The sequence below is a fragment of the Kordia aestuariivivens genome, assembly GCF_014397005.1.
GTDB classification, from domain to species: domain Bacteria; phylum Bacteroidota; class Bacteroidia; order Flavobacteriales; family Flavobacteriaceae; genus Kordia; species Kordia aestuariivivens.
The window spans coordinates 207109-225300 of sequence record NZ_JACGWS010000008.1; the positions used below are offsets into that span (position 1 = coordinate 207109).

Genomic DNA, 18192 nt, shown 5'->3' on the forward strand with positions numbered 1-18192 from the left:
TTTCGAGTGATTTTTCAGAATGAAATGGAGAAAAATAGTATCGAGAAGTAGTCCAAAATTTGAATCAATTTAAAATAGAGTTGGCGCGCGTTTGTAACGCGTGCAAAATAGAAACATAAAAAAAGCCTGAGAATTTCAATTTCTCAGGCTTTTTCATTTTATATCAAATGGCAGTTTTACTTTCCACAATCAGTATACTCTTGTAAAATCTGCTTCAAGTTTTCTTCGTTCTTTACATCAAACTCACCAGCTTTCAAATCGCTCGCGACTTGCTTACATTTAGATAAGTATTTTGCCATTGCTTTTGAAATCTTTTCGTTCTTACGATCGTCAATCATAAAACCGGATTTCTCACCTTTCACTTTAATCACGTATGTTCCTTCTTCGCCTGGTTTCACCAATAACAAATTTCCGTTTTCTTCATAAATCTTCTCATAGAAATACGAATTATTAAACCCGAAGTTTGAAGCATTTGATAATTTCTTCAATGCATTTCCTTTCGTTTTCATTCCGTAAAATGTTTTCTCAACACCTTCATCCATGGCAGTAAACGAAATTCCGTCTTTCGCAGAAAACTTCTTAATACGCGTACGTCCTTTATCATTTTCATAACGAATACTAATCGACTTTCCGTAGTTATCAATCGAATTCATATCATGCAAGCCAGCAACTTGTTCTCCCGGTTCAAGCTCTAATTTCTCAAAAACAACATAAACAGTTCCGCTATATTTCTTTCCTTTGGCATCGGTAATGCTTCCTGGAACTCCATACAAATTCACGCTATTCTCTTTCGCAATTTTCACTTTCTCTTTATGTAAATCACTTTGATATTTCTTCGCTTGACGCCCAAAAAGATACCCACGACCTACCATTTCTTCCACAAAAAACTGTCCAAAATTTCTTGAAAAACGATTGGTAAACATCGTTTGTGAACCTTTATCAAATTCAAAAGTTTCATCGGTATATGTTTTTACAACGGCAGCTGTAGAGCCCATTTTAGAAGTTTCTTTGGCAGTTGCCACTCTAATTCCATCCAAATCTGTAATCGCATACGCTTTTTCGGAAGCTGAATAATATACCTTACCGACAATCTTAGTTCCTCGCGTTCCACCAAAAGAAATCGTTCCATTTGTTTTTACATACGGTTTGTAGCGACCAACAGTTTGCTGACGTTTATCGGCTTCCAACTTAGCAGAAGCAGCAGCTTTCAAATACTTTTCACTAATTGATTCGCGTTCTTCTGCAAAAAAGGCTGCAACACCTTCTTTATTAATTCCGTTCGCGTCAATCATATTATACTTTTCGCTTAACAAACGAATAATAATTTTCTTTGAGTTGAATGACGTTTGTAAAATTTCATACGGAATCTCCGTTTTTGTTCCATCTACGGAAGTCAATTCTAAATACTGATGATCTTGAATTGCGGAAATAGAAATTGCCTTGTAAGCTGCATCAAACGCTTTTTCGCCTGACAAATACTTAAACGTATACTTGTTTCTTTCGCCTCCATCTTCTAGGATAGCAACTTCTTTCTTATCAAAAAGAATTTTATTTTTCTTAATCTTAATTTTCTGGCTTATTGCTAAAGCAGGTAGTAACAGCAATACAAATAGGATTTTTTTCATGTAATGTAATGTGTAAAGGTTTATACAATCGGCGGCTAAAATACTAAAATAAAACCACACAGTATCAGAATGTTACGGATAAGTAGTATACTATTTGTAGCTACTTTGCTTTATTAGAAAGGAAATAATATGCTAAAAAGGTGCTAAATGCTTTAAAATTTAGGAATATCTCAGCAAAATAGATAGATAATTAGAGAATACCTTTGTTATTAACTAACAACCGTTTATTTTTATACACTAGATTGAAACGCCTCGAAAACGTTATTACTATCTGAAATTTACCAACATGCTTTCTAAAAAAACAAAATACGGACTCAAAGCATTAACCTACATAGCACGTAAAGACAACAACCTACCTGTGTTAATCTCAGAAATCGCTACGGAAGAAAAAATATCTAAAAAATTCTTAGAAGCAATTTTATTACAACTAAAGAACAATGGTCTTTTAGGTTCCAAAAAAGGAAAAGGTGGCGGTTACTATCTAATTAAATCGCCTAGTGAAATCAAAGTAGCTTCGCTCATCCGAATTTTAGAAGGCCCAATAGCAATGCTTCCCTGCGTAAGTTTAAACTTTTATGAAAAGTGCGATGATTGTGTGGATGAAACCAAATGCGGGTTGCATCATCTCATGTTAGAAGTTCGTGATAATATGCTCGCTGTTTTAGATAACAAAACACTTGAAGACCTTACTACTTTATAAATCTGAATATAAGTTTTACAGATACAAGATCGCTGCGCTACTAGATTATAGAATAAAGACTAAAATAGTAACGTACTCAAAATCTTCTCAAAGATTTTTAAATATTCTTTTCTTAAGTAATATAAACTCACGTTAAATTATCTATTAGAACTTTCGTCATTCATTCCCAATAATTGATATCTTTGCACCTCAAATTTTAGGAGCAATGAATATTCAAGAAGTCTTAACGGTAAAAGTCAAAGAAGCATTTGAAACCTTGTATGGAGTTACATTAGACAATGTAGAATTCCAAGCAACACGAAAAGATTTTGAAGGTGATATCACGGTTGTGGTATTTCCGATGTTACGCGTTAAAAAAATGAATCCAGCTCAATTAGGAGAAGAATTAGGAACGTATTTAGCAGAACACGTAGCCGAAATTAGTAGTTTCAACGTGGTAAAAGGGTTTTTAAATCTAGTGATTGATGATGCTGTCTATCTAAATTTCTTCGCGAGTATTGTAAAAAATGATACGTTCGGACACGAAACGCCACAAGAAGGTGAAACGGCTGTAATGGTTGAATATTCTTCACCAAACACAAACAAGCCTTTGCATTTAGGACACGTTCGTAACAACTTATTAGGATACAGCGTTGCGGAAATCATTAAAGCTTCTGGAAAAAAAGTATACAAAACACAAATCATTAACGATCGAGGAATTCACATCTGTAAATCCATGTTGGCTTGGCAACGTTTCGGAAACGGAGAAACGCCACAATCAACAGGTTTAAAAGGTGATAAATTGGTTGGAAACTATTACGTACTATTCGAAATGAAATTACGTGAACAAGCTACACTAATTTTTGAAAATTATAGAAATAATCATATTGATCCTCCTACAGCTTTAGAAGTTCAAATTAAAGAGCACAACGAATTGATTGAAAAATTAAATTTAAAGTCTGAGGAAGAGGTAAAGAAGTTAGATTATGAAGCGATTGCTAAGTTGGGAGCTAATTTTGATTTTAGATTAAAAGAAGCAATCGATAATAATTTATTTATTTCTAGTATTTCAAACTTCATATTACATATTACTCCAGAAAGTGAAAAAGATGTTATTGAAAAGAAAACGAAACAGTTTGATAAGCTTGTCAAAAATGTTACTAATTTAGAAAGTAAAATTATAGTAGAAGAAGGAAAAATTTCTAAAATTGCAAGAGATAGTTCAGAAATCATGAAGGCAGCACAACAAATGTTACTCAAATGGGAAGCTGGAGATGAAGAAGTGGTTGCACTTTGGAAAAAAATGAATCAATGGGTGTATGACGGTTTTGCAACGACTTATACAAACTTAGGTGTTGATTTTGATGCGTTGTATTATGAAAGTGACACCTATCTTTTAGGAAAAGATGTGGTGCAAACTGGAATAGAAAAAGGTGTTTTCTATGCAAAAGAAGATGGTTCTGTTTGGTGCGATTTGACAGATGATGGTTTGGACGAGAAAATTGTATTGCGTTCGGACGGAACTGCGGTGTATATGACACAAGACATCGGAACGGCAATTCAGCGTGTAAAAGACTATCCAGATATTGGAGGAATGATTTACACGGTTGGAAACGAACAAGATTATCACTTTACAGTACTATTCTTAATCTTAAAGAAACTCGGATTCGATTGGTCTAAAAACTTAGCGCATCTATCTTACGGAATGGTCGATTTGCCAAGTGGTAAAATGAAAAGTCGTGAAGGAACTGTGGTTGATGCAGATGATTTAATGATTGAAATGTCAACGACTGCCAAAGAAATTTCTCAAGAACTAGGAAAGCTTGAAGATTACACAGACGAAGAAAAAGAAGTGTTATATAAAATCATCGGAATGGGCGCGTTAAAGTATTTCATTCTAAAAGTTGATCCTAAAAAACGAATCTTATTTGATCCGAAAGAATCGATTGACTTTGCAGGAAATACAGGACCTTTCATTCAATATACCTATGCGCGTATTCAATCCATCTTGCGTAAAGCAGATTTTGACTATTCAGCGGAAATTACAGGAATTGAGATTGATATTCGTGAAAAAGAAATCGTAAAGCAATTACAAGAATATCCTGCGGCGATTCAATTAGCAGCCAACAAGCAAAGTCCGGCTGTCATTGCAAACTATACCTACGATTTGGTAAAACTGTACAATTCGTTCTTCCAAAATATTTACATTTTAGGAGAAGAAGACGAAGCTAAAAAAGTATTCAGAGTACAACTATCCAAAAAAGTTGGAGACACAATCAAAGCAGCATTTGCATTACTAGGAATTGAAGTTCCTGAGCGAATGTGACGAAGTCATGCTGAACTCGTTTCAGTATCAAAAAGAAAATCACCCTGAACTTGTTTCAGGGTCTCACTTCTATGATTTCGTCTTTGCGAAAGTTTTGAAAAAACTTGTGGCAATCTGTTTGTTCAATAAACAGATTACTTCACTATCGCTCGTGATGACGTTTCACAGAAAGTTAGAAATCCACTCGAAAACTCAAATTTGGCGTAATGCCTAACGATTGATTCTGAATTTCAGAAATTACGGTATTATCTAAATTGTAGTATTCATTCAAAATATTTTTCTGATCGAACACATTCCAAACGGAGATTCCAATTTTAGACTTGATCTTTTTCGAAAGCATCAAACGATACGTTGCTGAAAAATCGGTTCTAAAATAATCTGACAAATTCTCGGCGTTTGGTGCGTTGTAATTAATATCTCCATTGACAATTTGTGGTTGTCCAATTGTTGTGGTGGGTCTTCCAGTGCGATAATACGTTCCGAGTGAGAATTCATACGCTTTCCAAGTATACGTTCCGCCAAGTGTGAGATTGTGTGTAATATCTAAATTATTCGGAAACGATTCGCCATTATTCAAGGACATAAAATCGTAATCATTCTTGCTAAAAGAATAACTCATCCAGGTATTAAAATCGTGCCATTTCTTATTAAATAACACATCAATTCCTTGTGCTGTATAACTTCCGACAGCATTTACAAACTGAAACTGATTCTGAAAACCTTGACTTCGCGTGGTAATTCCGTCTACTTTTTTAATATACGCTTCCGCGCTAATTAACAAATTATTCTTTGTGTATTGCACGCCAATAGAAGCTTGTTTGCTCTCAATCAAAGGAACAGAAGTTCCGTTTGCCAGCGTCCAACGACGTTTTTCAATCCCTAAAAAATCATTCTGTAAATCAATGACTTGCGAAATGGATTGACTCTTATATTCGCCCAAAACCAATACGCTAAAATGATTGGAGAATTGCTGCCTAAAATTCAAACGCGGCTCAAAACGAAACTGATCAATCTTTCCGTATTGATTTGCGCGAAAACCAATATTTACAAGTGTTCGGTAACTATCTGAAACAAAATTAAGTTCAGAATACACCGCGTGATTTCGCATCACATCTTTACGATCGCTGCGAAATTGTGGATTGCTCACATCTTGAATATTCGTGATGCCAATCTCAGCAAATTGATAACCATTCTGGATGGTAAAATTTTCATTGATGCGATATTTTGTATGTAATTTTATAGAACTATCCGCGAGATCATTCTCTTGAAACAATCGCTGATTATCCGTAATATTAAAATTTGTTGCTTCTAAATTATAGGTAGATGCATACAATTGTACTTGTGTAGAAAATGAAGGTGTCCATTCACGATTATACGTCAAGCCTGCGGCTAAATTGCGTTGTGTAATGCCACTATTAACAGCTTGTCGTTGATTGTTGAGTGTTGCTTCTTCCGTATAGCTTAAATCGTTATAAATATTCAAAAAACTAAACTGTAAATTGTCTGTTTTAGAAATATCATAGATAAATTTCGTGCTCATGTCATAGAAATAAAAATCTCTATTCGTCGTGGTTGTATTGTTTGTATCCTGATTGTTATTGGTAATATCAGTATCCTGAAAAATTCGATCAAAATAAATAGCGTAGGTGGGCGTTTCTACCAAGTCGGTAATGGAACGACGCGCCGAAACTTGGACTTCCATTTTTTTGTTGAGTTGAATCTTGGCAAAACCATCTGCATGAATCAAGTTTAATCCTGCGCCAGCAATCAACGTATCGTTTGGATGTTCGTCCAATTGCATCTGAATCATTCCAGAAACTCCATCGCCAAATTTAGCACTTGTTCCGTTTTTAGTCACAGTTACTTTATTTAAAAAGTATGGATTAAACGCAGAAATCAACCCGAAGAAATGTCCAGATTGATACATTTTAATATCGTCCCACAATAAAATATTTTGGTCATTGGTACCACCGCGAATGTTTATATTAGAAACCGTTTCGTTAATACTAGAAATTCCCGGTAAGGCTTGAATGGTGAGTAAAACATCAGGTTCGGTAACGCCGGGCAGAATGCCAAAGTTCTTGGGTTTCACGGTAATTTGTCCGGTTCTATTAGTGGAAATTCCTGAAGCAATATATTCGGTTAAGTAAATCTCGTCCAACTCCTGAATCTGATCTATAAAAACAGTAATGGCAATATAGCGTCCGTTAATTAAGGTAAACCGAAGATTGGTTTCGAGTTCAAAACCATCTAATAATGCTTCCAGAGAAATCGTTTTTGCTTGCGGAGTGACTAAAACATTCACTAAAACTTTATCTACATACGAAAAAACAACATCGTATTGTTTTTGAATTTTAGGTAATAATTTAGACAGCAAGACTTTATTCTCTTGATTTTCTTGTGCTATAACACATTGAAAACTAAGAAAGAAGCAAAAAAAAGTGAGAAAAGTGAGTACGCGTTTTTTAATCACGTTTTAGAATAATCGATTTTTGTTTCTTTTGATACTTCAATTGTGACGGTATGGTAATCGATTTCAATGCCATGTCTATATCTGTGTGCGTAAAACTTCCCGTGAAAACTTGGGAAAGATCTACATTTTTGGCGTCAACCGTTACATCGTACTGTCGTTCAAATTCTTGAATAACTTCTCGTAAAGGTAAACTTTTAAAAGAACTTTCATTGCGAATCCACGTAGGTTCTTTTAGCATTTCTTCTTCATTGCGAATTTGTTTCCCATCAAGTATCAAATAGCGTTGCCCAGGAGTTAACACTACTTTTTCACTGTTGTGCGTAACACTTACTGAACCTTCATAGCAGAAAACTTCAAATAAGTCGTTGCGTTGTTTTACATTAAATTGAGTTCCTAAAACGGTTACAATTCCGTCTTCGGTAACTACATTAAATGTAGCGCCTTTGGCTACTTTAAAATACGCTTCACCTTTCAAATTGATTTCGCGTTGCTCGTTCCAAGTGTCTTCGTTAAATGATACACTCGATACGGCATTCAATGTTACTTCGGAAGCATCGGGTAATTTGAGTAATTCTTTATTCGCAACAACTGTTTCAACCGTAGTAAGGCTGGGCAAGGTTGCATACATATATGCGCCAAATCCAATCACTAAAATTGCGGCAATTCGTAGTAATGGCTTGAGCCATGAAGTAGGTTTTGATGTGTCTTTTCTCTTAGATGTAACAGTCTCGTACGCCGTTTCAACGTCTGCGATTGGTGCTTTAAAAGACTGTAAGGCATTGTGCATCTTCGTTAATTCCTCATAATCGTCAAGCTGTTTAAAAGCTTCCAATTCCTGAGGTGTCAACGCGTGATCTAGCCATTTTTGTATTAATTCTTCTCGTGTCATAATCGTTACTTATCTATATAACAACTTACTATCTAAAATTCCCCCTGTTTCCAGTTCTCAGTTTCAGTGTTCAGTTTGCAGTCGCGGTTTTCAGTCGAGTGCTCACTTTTACATTTTACATTTAGAGTTTTACATTTTAAATTTATTTTTCTCATAAACTCACAACTCCTCAATCTCTACCCGCAGCTTACTCAACGCTCTATAAATTCGTTTCTCTACAGCTTTTGCCGAAATGTCAAGCAAGGCTGCAATCTCTTTATGTTTTTTTCCTTCCACACGATTCATTAAAAAAGCGGTGCGTTCGGATTCTGTCAAATTGCCAATAGCACGTTGTAATTTTTGCAAATATTCTTGCTCCTGCATTAAAAACTCAGGATTTTCGTTCGTATGCGATCTTGGTTTTGTTTGTTGATGTTGTAATACTACTTTATGATGTTTTACTTCGTTTAGCATCATATTATTTCCAACCGTAAACACATAGCTTTTGGCTTTTTCGGGCGTTACTTTGCCGCAATTTTGCCATAATTTGGTAAATGCTTCTTGTGCTTTATCTTCCGGATTCAAATAATCGCCAAACTTATAATACAAATACGAATATAGGTTTTGGTAATGTTTTTTAAACAATTTAGAAAACATTACCTCGTTACATATATTATCGTTTAATGATTTTGGCATGAAGGCTGGTTAAAATGTTCGTTAAAAGTAAACATAAATTTTTTAATTTATAAAGGTGGGAATTTTGCCTTCGAAGTTGTTTTACTAATAGCATACTAAAAAACTAGAGTATGCAAACCCAATGAAACTATGAATAAAACGCTCCAACTAAAATCTTTAAAAATATTCTTTTCGCTTCTCGCGATATGTCTCTGCTTCAGTGCTTGTCAAGAAGAAAATGATCAAGTTTCGGAGCCAAACTCGGAAGCAACATTGGTTGCAAACACCACATTGCCAAGACTCATGGAACGCATGACATTGCTTGATGGTTCTGCGGATAACATCATTGACAATGCAAATTGTTTCTTAGTCGATTTACCTGTGACGGTTGCCGTAAGCGGAACAACGGTTGTGGTAAACAGTACGAATGATTACGGCGCAATTCTCGAATTATTAAATCAATCCAATGATGAAACGGTTGCAATCACATATCCAATCACAATAATATTAAGCGATTACACAGAAGTTATTATAGAAAATCAAGCGCAGTTACTAGCGCAAATTACAAACTGTGCTGGACCAAATCAGCCAGATATTGACATTGAATGTATTGACTTTCAATATCCGTTTAGCATTGCAGTATATGATATCAATTTTGAAGTAATTGAAACGGTAAACATCACACACGATGAAGTATTGTATTATTTCCTCGAAACACTTTCGGATGGAATTTTGGCAAGTATCAACTATCCAATCAATTTGATACAAGCAGATGGAACTATTATTTCTGTGAACACTAATGAAGCCTTAGAAGCGGCAATCGCTGCGGCGGAAGATACTTGCGATGAAGACGATGATAACAATTACAATGATGGCGACTGTACACAAGCACAAGTAACCGAAAACTTGATGGATTGTTTTTGGCGAATTACCGACTTGGACGGAAATACACAATTAATTTATGAATTCTACTTTAATGCAGATGGTTCGTTTACATTTTCGACAGAACCAACAAGCAGTACCGTATATGAAGGAAATTGGGAAGTAACAACTTCGCAAGGAAACTTAGTCTTAAACATTAGCAATGTAAGTGCAAATATTACCAGCTTTAATGGTTCGTGGATTATTGACGAATGCAGCGAAAATCAATTGTTATTACATAGCGGAAACCAAGAAGTTACACTGCAAAAATCGTGTGAAAACTTTACGCCATTTGAGTGTTTTGATAACATTACAACAACGATTTGCGATGAAGGAAATCCGTATGACGGTTTTGTTGAAATGAACTTAGAAGAGCTATTTATTTTAAATGTTGTGTGTACGCAAAATTATACTTTCGGGTTCTACGAAACACAAGCTGATGCGAATAATGAAGTAAACACAATCATTCCAACTGCGTATACAAATTTAACGCAGCAACAAACACTGTATTTGCGTATTGAAGATATAAACGGAACTTTTCAAATATATACAATTACGATTACCGTAGAAGATTGCTGTACAAATACGACCATACTAACAGACGACCTAATTTTATACATGCCATTTTCCAACGAAGTAAAAGACTTAGTTAGCAATTGGGAATCCAACGAAAGTTATAATTATGTTTCTGACAGAGCAGGAAACGCAACCTGCGCCATTGCTTTTAACGGAAATGAAGCTGTGGAAATTCCTGTGACAACAGCAAATCAAATTGTACAAGGCGATGCATTTACGGTAAGTCTTTGGTTTAAAATGCAAAATACAGATCCTGCTAATTATGAAATCTTATTTCAAAAAGGAGCTGCGGTTAGTGAAGGTTTTCAACTCAGTGTCTTCGATTTGAATACGCCCGTATTTAGTGACGCCGATTCTGGATATGGTTTGTGGGACGATCCTTGGAATATGGACGCCAACTTACCAACAGACACCACCAATTGGCATCATTTAGTAGTTACCGTAGACGCAAGCAATACAGTCCGTTTATACCGCGACGGCATTCAACGAAATGTAGACCTAAATGCTACCATTAATATTGGAAATACACCATTAATGAATTACATATTAGGAAATGGCTTTGAAGGTCATTTAGACGATATAAGAGTATACAAAGTTGCCTTAAACCCAAATGATGTTTCTACACTATATACGTTAGAAGCAGATTGCAACAATTGTTTATAGTTAAGTGTTTATTAAGTTAGTTTAGTGACTTAGTTTAAAAGCTGCCTTTAGTTGAATTAGGGCAGCTTTTTTTAGTAAAACTCAATGTCTTGAGTTTTACCAATCCCGTTGAAAAACGGGATCTCTGATTTAATCAATTTTAGATGAATCGTATTGTCATTCCTGCAAAAACAGAAATCTAAAACTACACAGAACCCTTTTCCAATAATTCCTTTGCTTCTTGTATGGCTAGAATCTTTTGATCGATTTCTGCCATTAAATTCTTTTCAGCTGTCGGATCAATCTTTTTTCGTTTAGAACCGGCTTTGCCCATTTCGTTTTTGAATGCGGCTACGTTTTCTAGTGTTACATCTTGTTTTTCTAAATGTTCTGCAACTCTGATATTGAAACGTGCAATTTCGGGTGTCATTTTTAAAAATGTAGGTATAAAGAACTTGTCCTTTACAGCGTCCCAATACACTTCGGGATCTTCTTCCCGATTGGGGAATTCTATTTTTTCAGAACGTAATTTTTTCAAACGCTTATTTTCAAAATAATACATTAACAACACCATAAGGCTAATAAATCCAATGAAAATTGCAAAAGTAACACCAATTCCTGTCCATTCATATCTTCCGTAGGTCATGATAAATGGTAATGGAATACTGAGTAACCACATTGGAATAAAGAATATACGACCAACGGTTCCTGAGGCTTTCCCAATAAACGAAGCAACTAAAATCATCCAACTAATACAGATAATTAAAATATCTTCATTCATGCCTCCAAAATAGTAGATACCAAAAAATGGAAGTGAAAGTATACCAGCCAATAAAGTGATTAGAATTGCATCAAGGTTAAAAATAATCATAGAGAATATAGCTTTAAGTTTTAAATGTAATGGATATTAATGAATTGTACAATTTTGCGTTAAGAATGTTTCGACTCTGCTAAACACAATGTATCTTATACCATTTACCATTTGAATTTACCGTAATAAAACGCCCTTTTCCCCTTTATTCAAACTACAAATGGTATTATCTATTCGCGTTAAGGATAGGAGCGGCATCCTTTTTTTAATTTTGAAGCGTTATTACGAGAAGGAACGACGAAGTAATTTGTTCATTTAAAGCGCAGATTGCCACGAATTTTCTAAAAATTCTCGCAATGACAAATTTAAAAAAAGATACAGCGGATAGCTGTACCTATCGATCTTTATTAGAAATATACCTAAAAAGCGACAAAGCTAGTATTCATCTGTGTTTTCTCTGTTTTGAAAACACCAATTTTATGCCTACATTTAACGACTTATTACAAAACGAATACGTTACCGAATACAGTTTGAACGCAAAAAAAGAGTACTCAGATCCAAAGATTTATGACGCAGATGGTGATTTAAGCAAACGTTGGTATGTTTATTACTCATTTCGCGATCCCAATACAGAGAAGTTAAAACGGCAACCTCCTATCTATAAAGGAGCAAATCGGTTTAAAACGAAGGCAGAACGTTTAGAAATATTAATGGCTTACAAGTCAGCACTTAAAAAGCTTTTATCAGAGGGATATAGCCCCTACGAAAATTATAAGGTCACTCAAGCTAAAATTGAGAAACTTGAAAAAGTAAAAAAAGCGCAACTTGATACACAGATACAACCTAACAATTATAACGCCGTAGAAGCATTAGATTTTGCATTTAAACAAAAATTACCGTATTTGTCAGATCGTGCGAAAGTATCTATTAAAAGTCATCTTAAACGTTTCAAAGCTTGGCTAGAACAACAAAAACTAGACAAGATTGACATTAAAACACTTAAAAGACGTGAAATTTCAATCTTTTTGAATTCATTAAAAAAGATTGATAAACAACATAAGCTAACAGATGAGGCAATTGGTGCTAAAACTCGTAATGGTTATAGAACTTCTTTATCCTTAATTTTTGGTCAATTAGTAAGTGATGATATTGTAGAGTACAATATCATTACTGCAATTAAAAAATTAAAAGAAAACCCTAAGAAACATAAATCATATTCAGACTCGCAAATTAAAGTAATGCGCGAGTATATGGACAAGAATGATCCATACCTTAGAAAGTTTACGCAATTTATTGCCTATGCCTTTTTAAGAAATGTGGAAGTATGCCGACTTAAAGTTGGTGACATTGATTTAGAAAATAGACGCTTGTATGTGCAAACTAAGACTGAAGCAAAGGAAGTAGTTCCTATTATTGGTAGTCTAGCCAAAGTTATTGAGCAAATGGAACTCCATAAGTACAAGTCAACTGATTTTATATTTTCAGATAGCGAAACTTGTGGACAATGGAATGTTTCGGAAAAAACTAAAACCAATCATTTTTATGATCGTTTCGCCATCATGAAAAAAGAATTAGAACTCGATGAAGATCAAACCTTATATTCTTTTAAACATACCGCTGCTTCAAATTTATATAATTCTTTAGCTTCTGAAGGCAAAGCAAACGAACAAGTGCTTATGGAACTTATGGGATTCACAAGACATAAAACCAAGTCACAATTAAAAAAATATCTTAGAGGCATTGGTGCTTCACTTGCAAAAGATTATTCAAATAAATATACCATAGACTTCTAAACCAAAATAAGGTTATAAAAAGAGCGCGCACAAAAATTATACATACGTGTATCATTATTGATTAAAAGTACAGCGCTCTTTTTTTATGGACAGCTACTGATCGTTAAGTAATAAGTTGTAAAACATCAATTCATTGCTTAGTGATGAGTTGCTGTTTTTATATCGAATAGACTTTAGTACATCCTTCACTTTTACAAGCTAATTTTCCAAAACTCGCGTTTTGCACTTTTTTAGTATCAAAATTTACGCTGACAAACGTATGAAAAAGATTATTTTTTCTATGTTTTGATGAAATTTTTAAAAGAAATTTTCAAAATTATTGAAATTAAACATTTTATTTTTTCCTTTTCGGACATCTCCGCTTCTGTAAAAACACATTTTTATCAAGTTTTACATGAATATTATTTCTTTTTAAATAGAAAAAAAATAGTATTTAACTGAACATCAACCGTTTATGTCTTTTGAGTAAAAATAAAAACTAAACGTTGATATAAATTGAAGCAAAAGTTGCGACAAACTTTAGCAAATCTTTGACAAACTTTGCGTAAAACTTGAGCAAACTTTAGATAAAACTAAAGTAAAACTTCAGCAAAATTTAAGCTAACTTTCATAAAATAAACAAGTTACAATTTTTAATTTTCAACTTTTCTTGAATTTACCTATGGTTTTTAACCAAAAAATTAATTAGATTTACTACAAGCCGAAAGGGGTCGGTTATTACTAGTATGAGTACCTAATTTAGAGATTAACTGCTCATATATCAGAACCCATTTTATAAATCCTTTAAAAATAAAAAATACTAAAGAAACAAAATTGTAAAACCCGTACAATCATATTGATTGTAAAAAAACATGTAGCACTTACATAGATAAAATAAAGAAGTTACCAATATCAAATTATCTACATCTGGTTATTTAATTATTGATGTAGCTATTCAACAAATTATATGAAAAATATAAAATCGCCCAAGTAAGCGATCAGGATTTCTTTTGTCCAAAATTACAGGAATCACTTATACATAATTCAACATTAATAGCATCAAAATTTAATTGAAAGCAGAAACCGTATATAACGTCATTCAAGCATTAAACTCAGATGAGAAACTGAGATTATATGCCATGCTTGATTTGCATAAGGTTTCGGCTAAAAGAATTAAGAGAAAAAAACAAAAACTAATTTCTGTGGCTTCTGCTATGGATGATTTGTTAGCGAAGACATTTAATAAATAGCATACTAAATAATCAATGAGCATCATCCATTTTTCAACTGCTTTTAAAGCACTTGATACTTTTGTAGCACAATACAATGCTACTTCTGATAACCTTTCAAGCCGTTTGCGTCAACCTGTGATTGCGACCGCTAGAGAGGTTATTAGAATTTATGGTGCTTCCTTATTAAAAGCGAGTAAAGAGCCTTCTTTTGACGCTTTAAACATTCCTTCTTTAAAAACCAATAACGTACAGTTAGCTACCATTGCACACACAAGTACTAGAACCATTCAAAGACATCTTAAAAAGCTTTTAGAAGCAAATATTTTGACAAAGAAAATTTGGCATGGTTCTAATGCTAGTTATGAGCTTTATTTCAACCCAAAAATCCTGTTGATAAACGGTCAACAACCTGTTGATAAACCCTCAATTCAAGAAAAAACCGAAAAAACAAAAACCACTGATAATCAGTTTTTTAAAAACGATATGCGGACAACTTGTCCACATACAGACTCTAGTAACAATAGTTACATAAATAATATACTAATAGCAGTTGATAAAAAGTTGGATGCAGAAAACCGAAGGAGTTCACTCTCGCTAACAGCTAACAATTTAATTGGCAACGATACTGGAAGCACAGAAAAGAAAAAGCAACAGACTCATTTTTCAAGATACGCAGAGAAGGAAGGCGTTATAAAAAAGACTGAGCCACATACGCAAGGCACACCAGGCGCGCGAAATTTTCGTCAAAGAGAACATATAAATCATCAAAAACACACACAGAATCAATGTGATACTGATGCAGAGAAGGAAGGTAAAAGCTTAGAAGCCATAGAACAAGCCAAAGACACAGTTTCAAGGCTTGAGGCTTCTGGCTTTGCCTCCTTTAATTTGTATGTGGATGCATTGTGGAAACTTGCAAAGAATAATCTTTATGAACATGTGTTTTTAACCAAACATCAAGAAAAACGAGCAAAAGAGTTGTTGCATTTATGGTATAAACCTGTGAAAGAACAACACTTGGATAAAGTTCATAAAGTCTATCTAGAACGGATCGAATTGGTATGTAAATACATCGCTAAAGATCCTCAGAATCGATTTGTTCAGTTACCAAACAGTTATTTTGATCCAACTAATAAATTTGGCTTTACAGGGACAAAAGTTTGGTATGAAAATCAAATGCGAAGTAAACGAAAAACACACTTAAAATTAATTCTACATGCACAAATTAGACGCTTTGTAAACAATGAAGAAAAGCAAACTGCCAAACAAAAACCGCGTTTGTCATTGTTTAAAGATTGCGAAAAAAAGATACAGAAACTTGGAAATCCAGAATTATTAGAGCAATTCTACAAAGCTGTTTTGAATCATACTTCTTGATTATTTTTTTTAATCACTTTTTAAAATTAAATATACCATTGCTATTTTTCTTCTTCCACAGCAATGTTCATTTTTGAAATTCGGCTTACAAAATCTGTGAAAGCATATTTTACACTGGTATGCAGATCACACAAAATATTCAGAATTACGATGCCTGAAAAGTGACTTTTCAATTCCCTTCCTTTTACTTTTATCTTCCCTTTTTAATTACTCTTATTTTACTGTTTAATTTCTTGACAACTCATTATTAAATAAATAACCCGAAAAATCGGGTTTTACCGAAGGCTTACAAAAAATCAAGATCATTTAAAATTTTACTTTCATTTTTTGTTTTTTATTTTGGAAAATAAAACTGAGTTATTTTTTTCAAAAGAAAAGCTGATAAAACGGCTGTTTTTCCGAAAAACAGGTGTTTTTTCTCATATTTGACGTAAAAATTTCAAAAATGGATGTTTTTTAAATTCAAATTATAAAAAAGTCAATGTGGATTGACTTTTATGCTAAAAGGTCAATACGCATTGACTTTTGAAAAATCAAACACCTGTTTTTCAGTTACTTAATCACTAAAAATTTCAATTCTATTTTTGAAATTAAAAAACTAGCATATTTTTGAATTTCATAAAAAGTAAAACCACTTTTACTTTTGAAAAGTTAACTAATTGTATTTCAGTTACTTATATGTTTAAAATATCAATTATTTTTTTTGGAATAAAAAATAAAATTTGAAAAAACACCTTTATTTCGTAGAAACAAGGAAAGTTTTGCAATTTAGCTTCAGTTTTGATTAAAAAATAAAACTTATCGTTTAGTAATAAGTTGAAGAAAAAAAATGAAAGAATATTTATTTACTGTTGCGCATGGAATGATACTTTAAAAAAACACTTAGTATGCACCAAGTTTAACTATGAAAAATAAACCCTAATTTTTGATTTACTTAAAGTATTACTTTAAGGTTTTGATCTGCTTATTCTACGCTTTTGCTGGACTTGTAAAAGCGGTACGCAATGCGCAACATAATTTGAGAAGGCAGCTTCTTTCTAAATTTTATATTTTAATGAACTTTATCCTTTAGGATTTGGCTATTCCATTATGGATTTATTTAAAATCAAAAACCTCGAACCAATGTTCGAGGTTTTCTTACTCAGAATAATTTTAGTTTTACGATTATTAGGGTTTCTAGGTAACTATTCTGTTTATTTTAAATACAAATAAAGTGATATGATTAGAAATAGCGTTTCAATAATCATAGCAGTAAGAAAACCTACTATAAACCATTTGAAACGTTCTAACTTTTGTATGCTCATATTTATTTCCCGCGAAGGCGTGAATCTTTTAGATAAATCCTTATTTTTGTTTAAGTAGCAAGACGGTTTTATTTGCCTTTTACAAAATACCGTCTTGCCCTAAACAGCAGAATTCGACTAAAATTCTGCAATCAATAACACGTCTTGAATGTCAGCACTTGTATTCGGAAAAGTGCTTTCTAGTAGTAACTTAAAGTGAAAAAATGATACTATTCTCGACGTGTTTTTTCTTCTTATCTCATAAAAAATAAAAGACTACGGTACAAGTTATTAATGATATGATTAGCCCTATACATACTCCTGCTGTAAACCATTTGCATCGCTCAGCATTATCAATATTCATAATCGTTAATTGTTTAGAAATACCGTTTCATAACACCTATACTTATGGTGTTTAATCAACTATTTTATCTTCTACTAACCCGATTTTCAACTTGAATTAAGCACCCTAAAGAATCATTTTCTTAAGAACGACCTAACTTAACATCCCGGGCAAATTATAGGCTTTATTACCGACATGGGCTTAGGAATATAATTTTTACTGTTAAGATTCCAGCCACTCTCTTTTGTCCAAAGATGTTTTCTGTTCTTGATGTTCTCCATTCTTTTTTCTGATTCGTGCTTCCAAAAAGAGTTTGGATATTTTTCAATAAGCTTGGTATAATTTAATATGATTGTATCTGGTGATGTTTTTAACTCATTAAGAACATTTTCTTCATATAATTTGAAAGGCTCTAAATAATTTTCCTTAATGTAATTTAGTTCATTGACCAATTCAGTGTGATCTTTTTTAAGAATTTCCAATTCTTTTCTTAATGAATCTTCTTGATCGTTTTTAGCACAGCTAAAAAATAAAATGAATACTAAGAAGGTTAAATTTTTCATGTTATACAGATTTGATTTTGATATTC

Annotated in this window: 12 protein-coding genes and 1 pseudogene; 7 read left to right on the forward strand and 6 right to left on the reverse strand. The window is 33.3% G+C overall.

All coding sequences use genetic code 11. The features are described 5' to 3' along the window. Nucleotides 1-176: 176 nt before the first annotated feature. Nucleotides 177-1625, reverse strand: a complete 1449-nt coding sequence (locus tag H2O64_RS14310; protein ID WP_187562883.1) for a hypothetical protein — start codon at nucleotides 1623-1625, stop codon at nucleotides 177-179. A gap of 286 nt (nucleotides 1626-1911) precedes the next feature. On the opposite strand from H2O64_RS14310, the gene H2O64_RS14315 reads away from it, so the two are divergent. From H2O64_RS14315 to argS, 3 genes and pseudogenes are all read left to right on the forward strand, one after another. Further along, the gene (locus tag H2O64_RS14315; RefSeq protein ID WP_187562884.1) at nucleotides 1912-2325 is read left to right on the forward strand and encodes an RrF2 family transcriptional regulator; all 414 of its coding nucleotides are present in this window, start codon (nucleotides 1912-1914) and stop codon (nucleotides 2323-2325) included. 205 nt (nucleotides 2326-2530) lie between these two features. Further along, nucleotides 2531-2725 (forward strand): annotated as a pseudogene (locus H2O64_RS24380) (arginine--tRNA ligase); the annotation flags it as partial. Between the two features lie 153 nt (nucleotides 2726-2878). Then, a complete protein-coding gene (argS, locus tag H2O64_RS24300) occupies nucleotides 2879-4630 on the forward strand; it encodes an arginine--tRNA ligase (RefSeq protein ID WP_394368167.1) in 1752 nt (583 codons plus the stop codon). Nucleotides 4631-4802: 172 nt separating this feature from the next. Here the strand turns inward: argS and H2O64_RS14325 are convergent, their stop codons facing one another. From H2O64_RS14325 to H2O64_RS14335, 3 genes are all read right to left on the reverse strand, one after another. Then, nucleotides 4803-7007, reverse strand: a complete 2205-nt coding sequence (locus H2O64_RS14325) for a TonB-dependent receptor plug domain-containing protein (protein ID WP_215907171.1) — start codon at nucleotides 7005-7007, stop codon at nucleotides 4803-4805. Between the two features lie 88 nt (nucleotides 7008-7095). After that, a complete protein-coding gene (locus tag H2O64_RS14330; RefSeq protein WP_187562887.1) occupies nucleotides 7096-7992 on the reverse strand; it encodes a FecR domain-containing protein in 897 nt (298 codons plus the stop codon). 159 nt (nucleotides 7993-8151) lie between these two features. Beyond that, nucleotides 8152-8667 carry an RNA polymerase sigma factor gene (locus tag H2O64_RS14335; RefSeq protein ID WP_187562888.1) on the reverse strand — a complete coding sequence of 172 codons (516 nt, stop codon included), beginning with the start codon at nucleotides 8665-8667 and terminating at the stop codon, nucleotides 8152-8154. A 129-nt stretch (nucleotides 8668-8796) separates the two neighbouring features. Between H2O64_RS14335 and H2O64_RS14340 the strand changes: the two genes are divergently transcribed. Then, nucleotides 8797-10806, forward strand: coding sequence for a LamG domain-containing protein (locus H2O64_RS14340; RefSeq protein WP_187562889.1), 2010 nt, complete (start codon nucleotides 8797-8799; stop codon nucleotides 10804-10806). 184 nt (nucleotides 10807-10990) lie between these two features. On the opposite strand, the gene H2O64_RS14345 is transcribed toward H2O64_RS14340, so the two are convergent. Continuing rightward, a complete protein-coding gene (locus H2O64_RS14345) occupies nucleotides 10991-11656 on the reverse strand; it encodes a hypothetical protein (protein ID WP_187562890.1) in 666 nt (221 codons plus the stop codon). 296 nt (nucleotides 11657-11952) lie between these two features. Here H2O64_RS14345 and H2O64_RS14350 point away from each other — a divergent pair, with 296 nt between their 5' ends. The 3 genes from H2O64_RS14350 to H2O64_RS14360 all read left to right on the forward strand — a co-directional run bounded on the left by H2O64_RS14350 (nucleotide 11953) and on the right by H2O64_RS14360 (nucleotide 15977). After that, on the forward strand, nucleotides 11953-13389 hold the full coding sequence (locus tag H2O64_RS14350; protein WP_187562891.1) for a tyrosine-type recombinase/integrase: 1437 nt from the start codon (nucleotides 11953-11955) through the stop codon (nucleotides 13387-13389). A 1049-nt stretch (nucleotides 13390-14438) separates the two neighbouring features. Continuing rightward, nucleotides 14439-14618 (forward strand): hypothetical protein, encoded by a 180-nt coding sequence (locus tag H2O64_RS14355; protein ID WP_187562892.1) that lies wholly within the window; start codon nucleotides 14439-14441, stop codon nucleotides 14616-14618. A gap of 15 nt (nucleotides 14619-14633) precedes the next feature. Continuing rightward, a complete protein-coding gene (locus H2O64_RS14360) occupies nucleotides 14634-15977 on the forward strand; it encodes a hypothetical protein (protein ID WP_187562893.1) in 1344 nt (447 codons plus the stop codon). A gap of 1784 nt (nucleotides 15978-17761) precedes the next feature. Here the strand turns inward: H2O64_RS14360 and H2O64_RS14365 are convergent. Then, on the reverse strand, nucleotides 17762-18166 hold the full coding sequence (locus H2O64_RS14365; RefSeq protein ID WP_187562894.1) for a hypothetical protein: 405 nt from the start codon (nucleotides 18164-18166) through the stop codon (nucleotides 17762-17764). Between the last annotated feature and the right edge of the window lie 26 nt (nucleotides 18167-18192).

What these genes read in the sequence shown, in the direction of transcription:
- H2O64_RS14310 (WP_187562883.1), bottom strand. Translation starts at nt 1,625, where the DNA reads ATGAAAAAAATCCTATTTGTATTGCTGTTACTACCTGCTTTAGCAATA.
- H2O64_RS14315 (WP_187562884.1), top strand. Translation starts at nt 1,912, where the DNA reads ATGCTTTCTAAAAAAACAAAATACGGACTCAAAGCATTAACCTACATA.
- argS (WP_394368167.1), top strand. Translation starts at nt 2,879, where the DNA reads ATGGTTGAATATTCTTCACCAAACACAAACAAGCCTTTGCATTTAGGA.
- H2O64_RS14330 (WP_187562887.1), bottom strand. Translation starts at nt 7,992, where the DNA reads ATGACACGAGAAGAATTAATACAAAAATGGCTAGATCACGCGTTGACA.
- H2O64_RS14335 (WP_187562888.1), bottom strand. Translation starts at nt 8,667, where the DNA reads ATGCCAAAATCATTAAACGATAATATATGTAACGAGGTAATGTTTTCT.
- H2O64_RS14340 (WP_187562889.1), top strand. Translation starts at nt 8,797, where the DNA reads ATGAATAAAACGCTCCAACTAAAATCTTTAAAAATATTCTTTTCGCTT.
- H2O64_RS14345 (WP_187562890.1), bottom strand. Translation starts at nt 11,656, where the DNA reads ATGATTATTTTTAACCTTGATGCAATTCTAATCACTTTATTGGCTGGT.
- H2O64_RS14350 (WP_187562891.1), top strand. Translation starts at nt 11,953, where the DNA reads ATGACAAATTTAAAAAAAGATACAGCGGATAGCTGTACCTATCGATCT.
- H2O64_RS14360 (WP_187562893.1), top strand. Translation starts at nt 14,634, where the DNA reads ATGAGCATCATCCATTTTTCAACTGCTTTTAAAGCACTTGATACTTTT.
- H2O64_RS14365 (WP_187562894.1), bottom strand. Translation starts at nt 18,166, where the DNA reads ATGAAAAATTTAACCTTCTTAGTATTCATTTTATTTTTTAGCTGTGCT.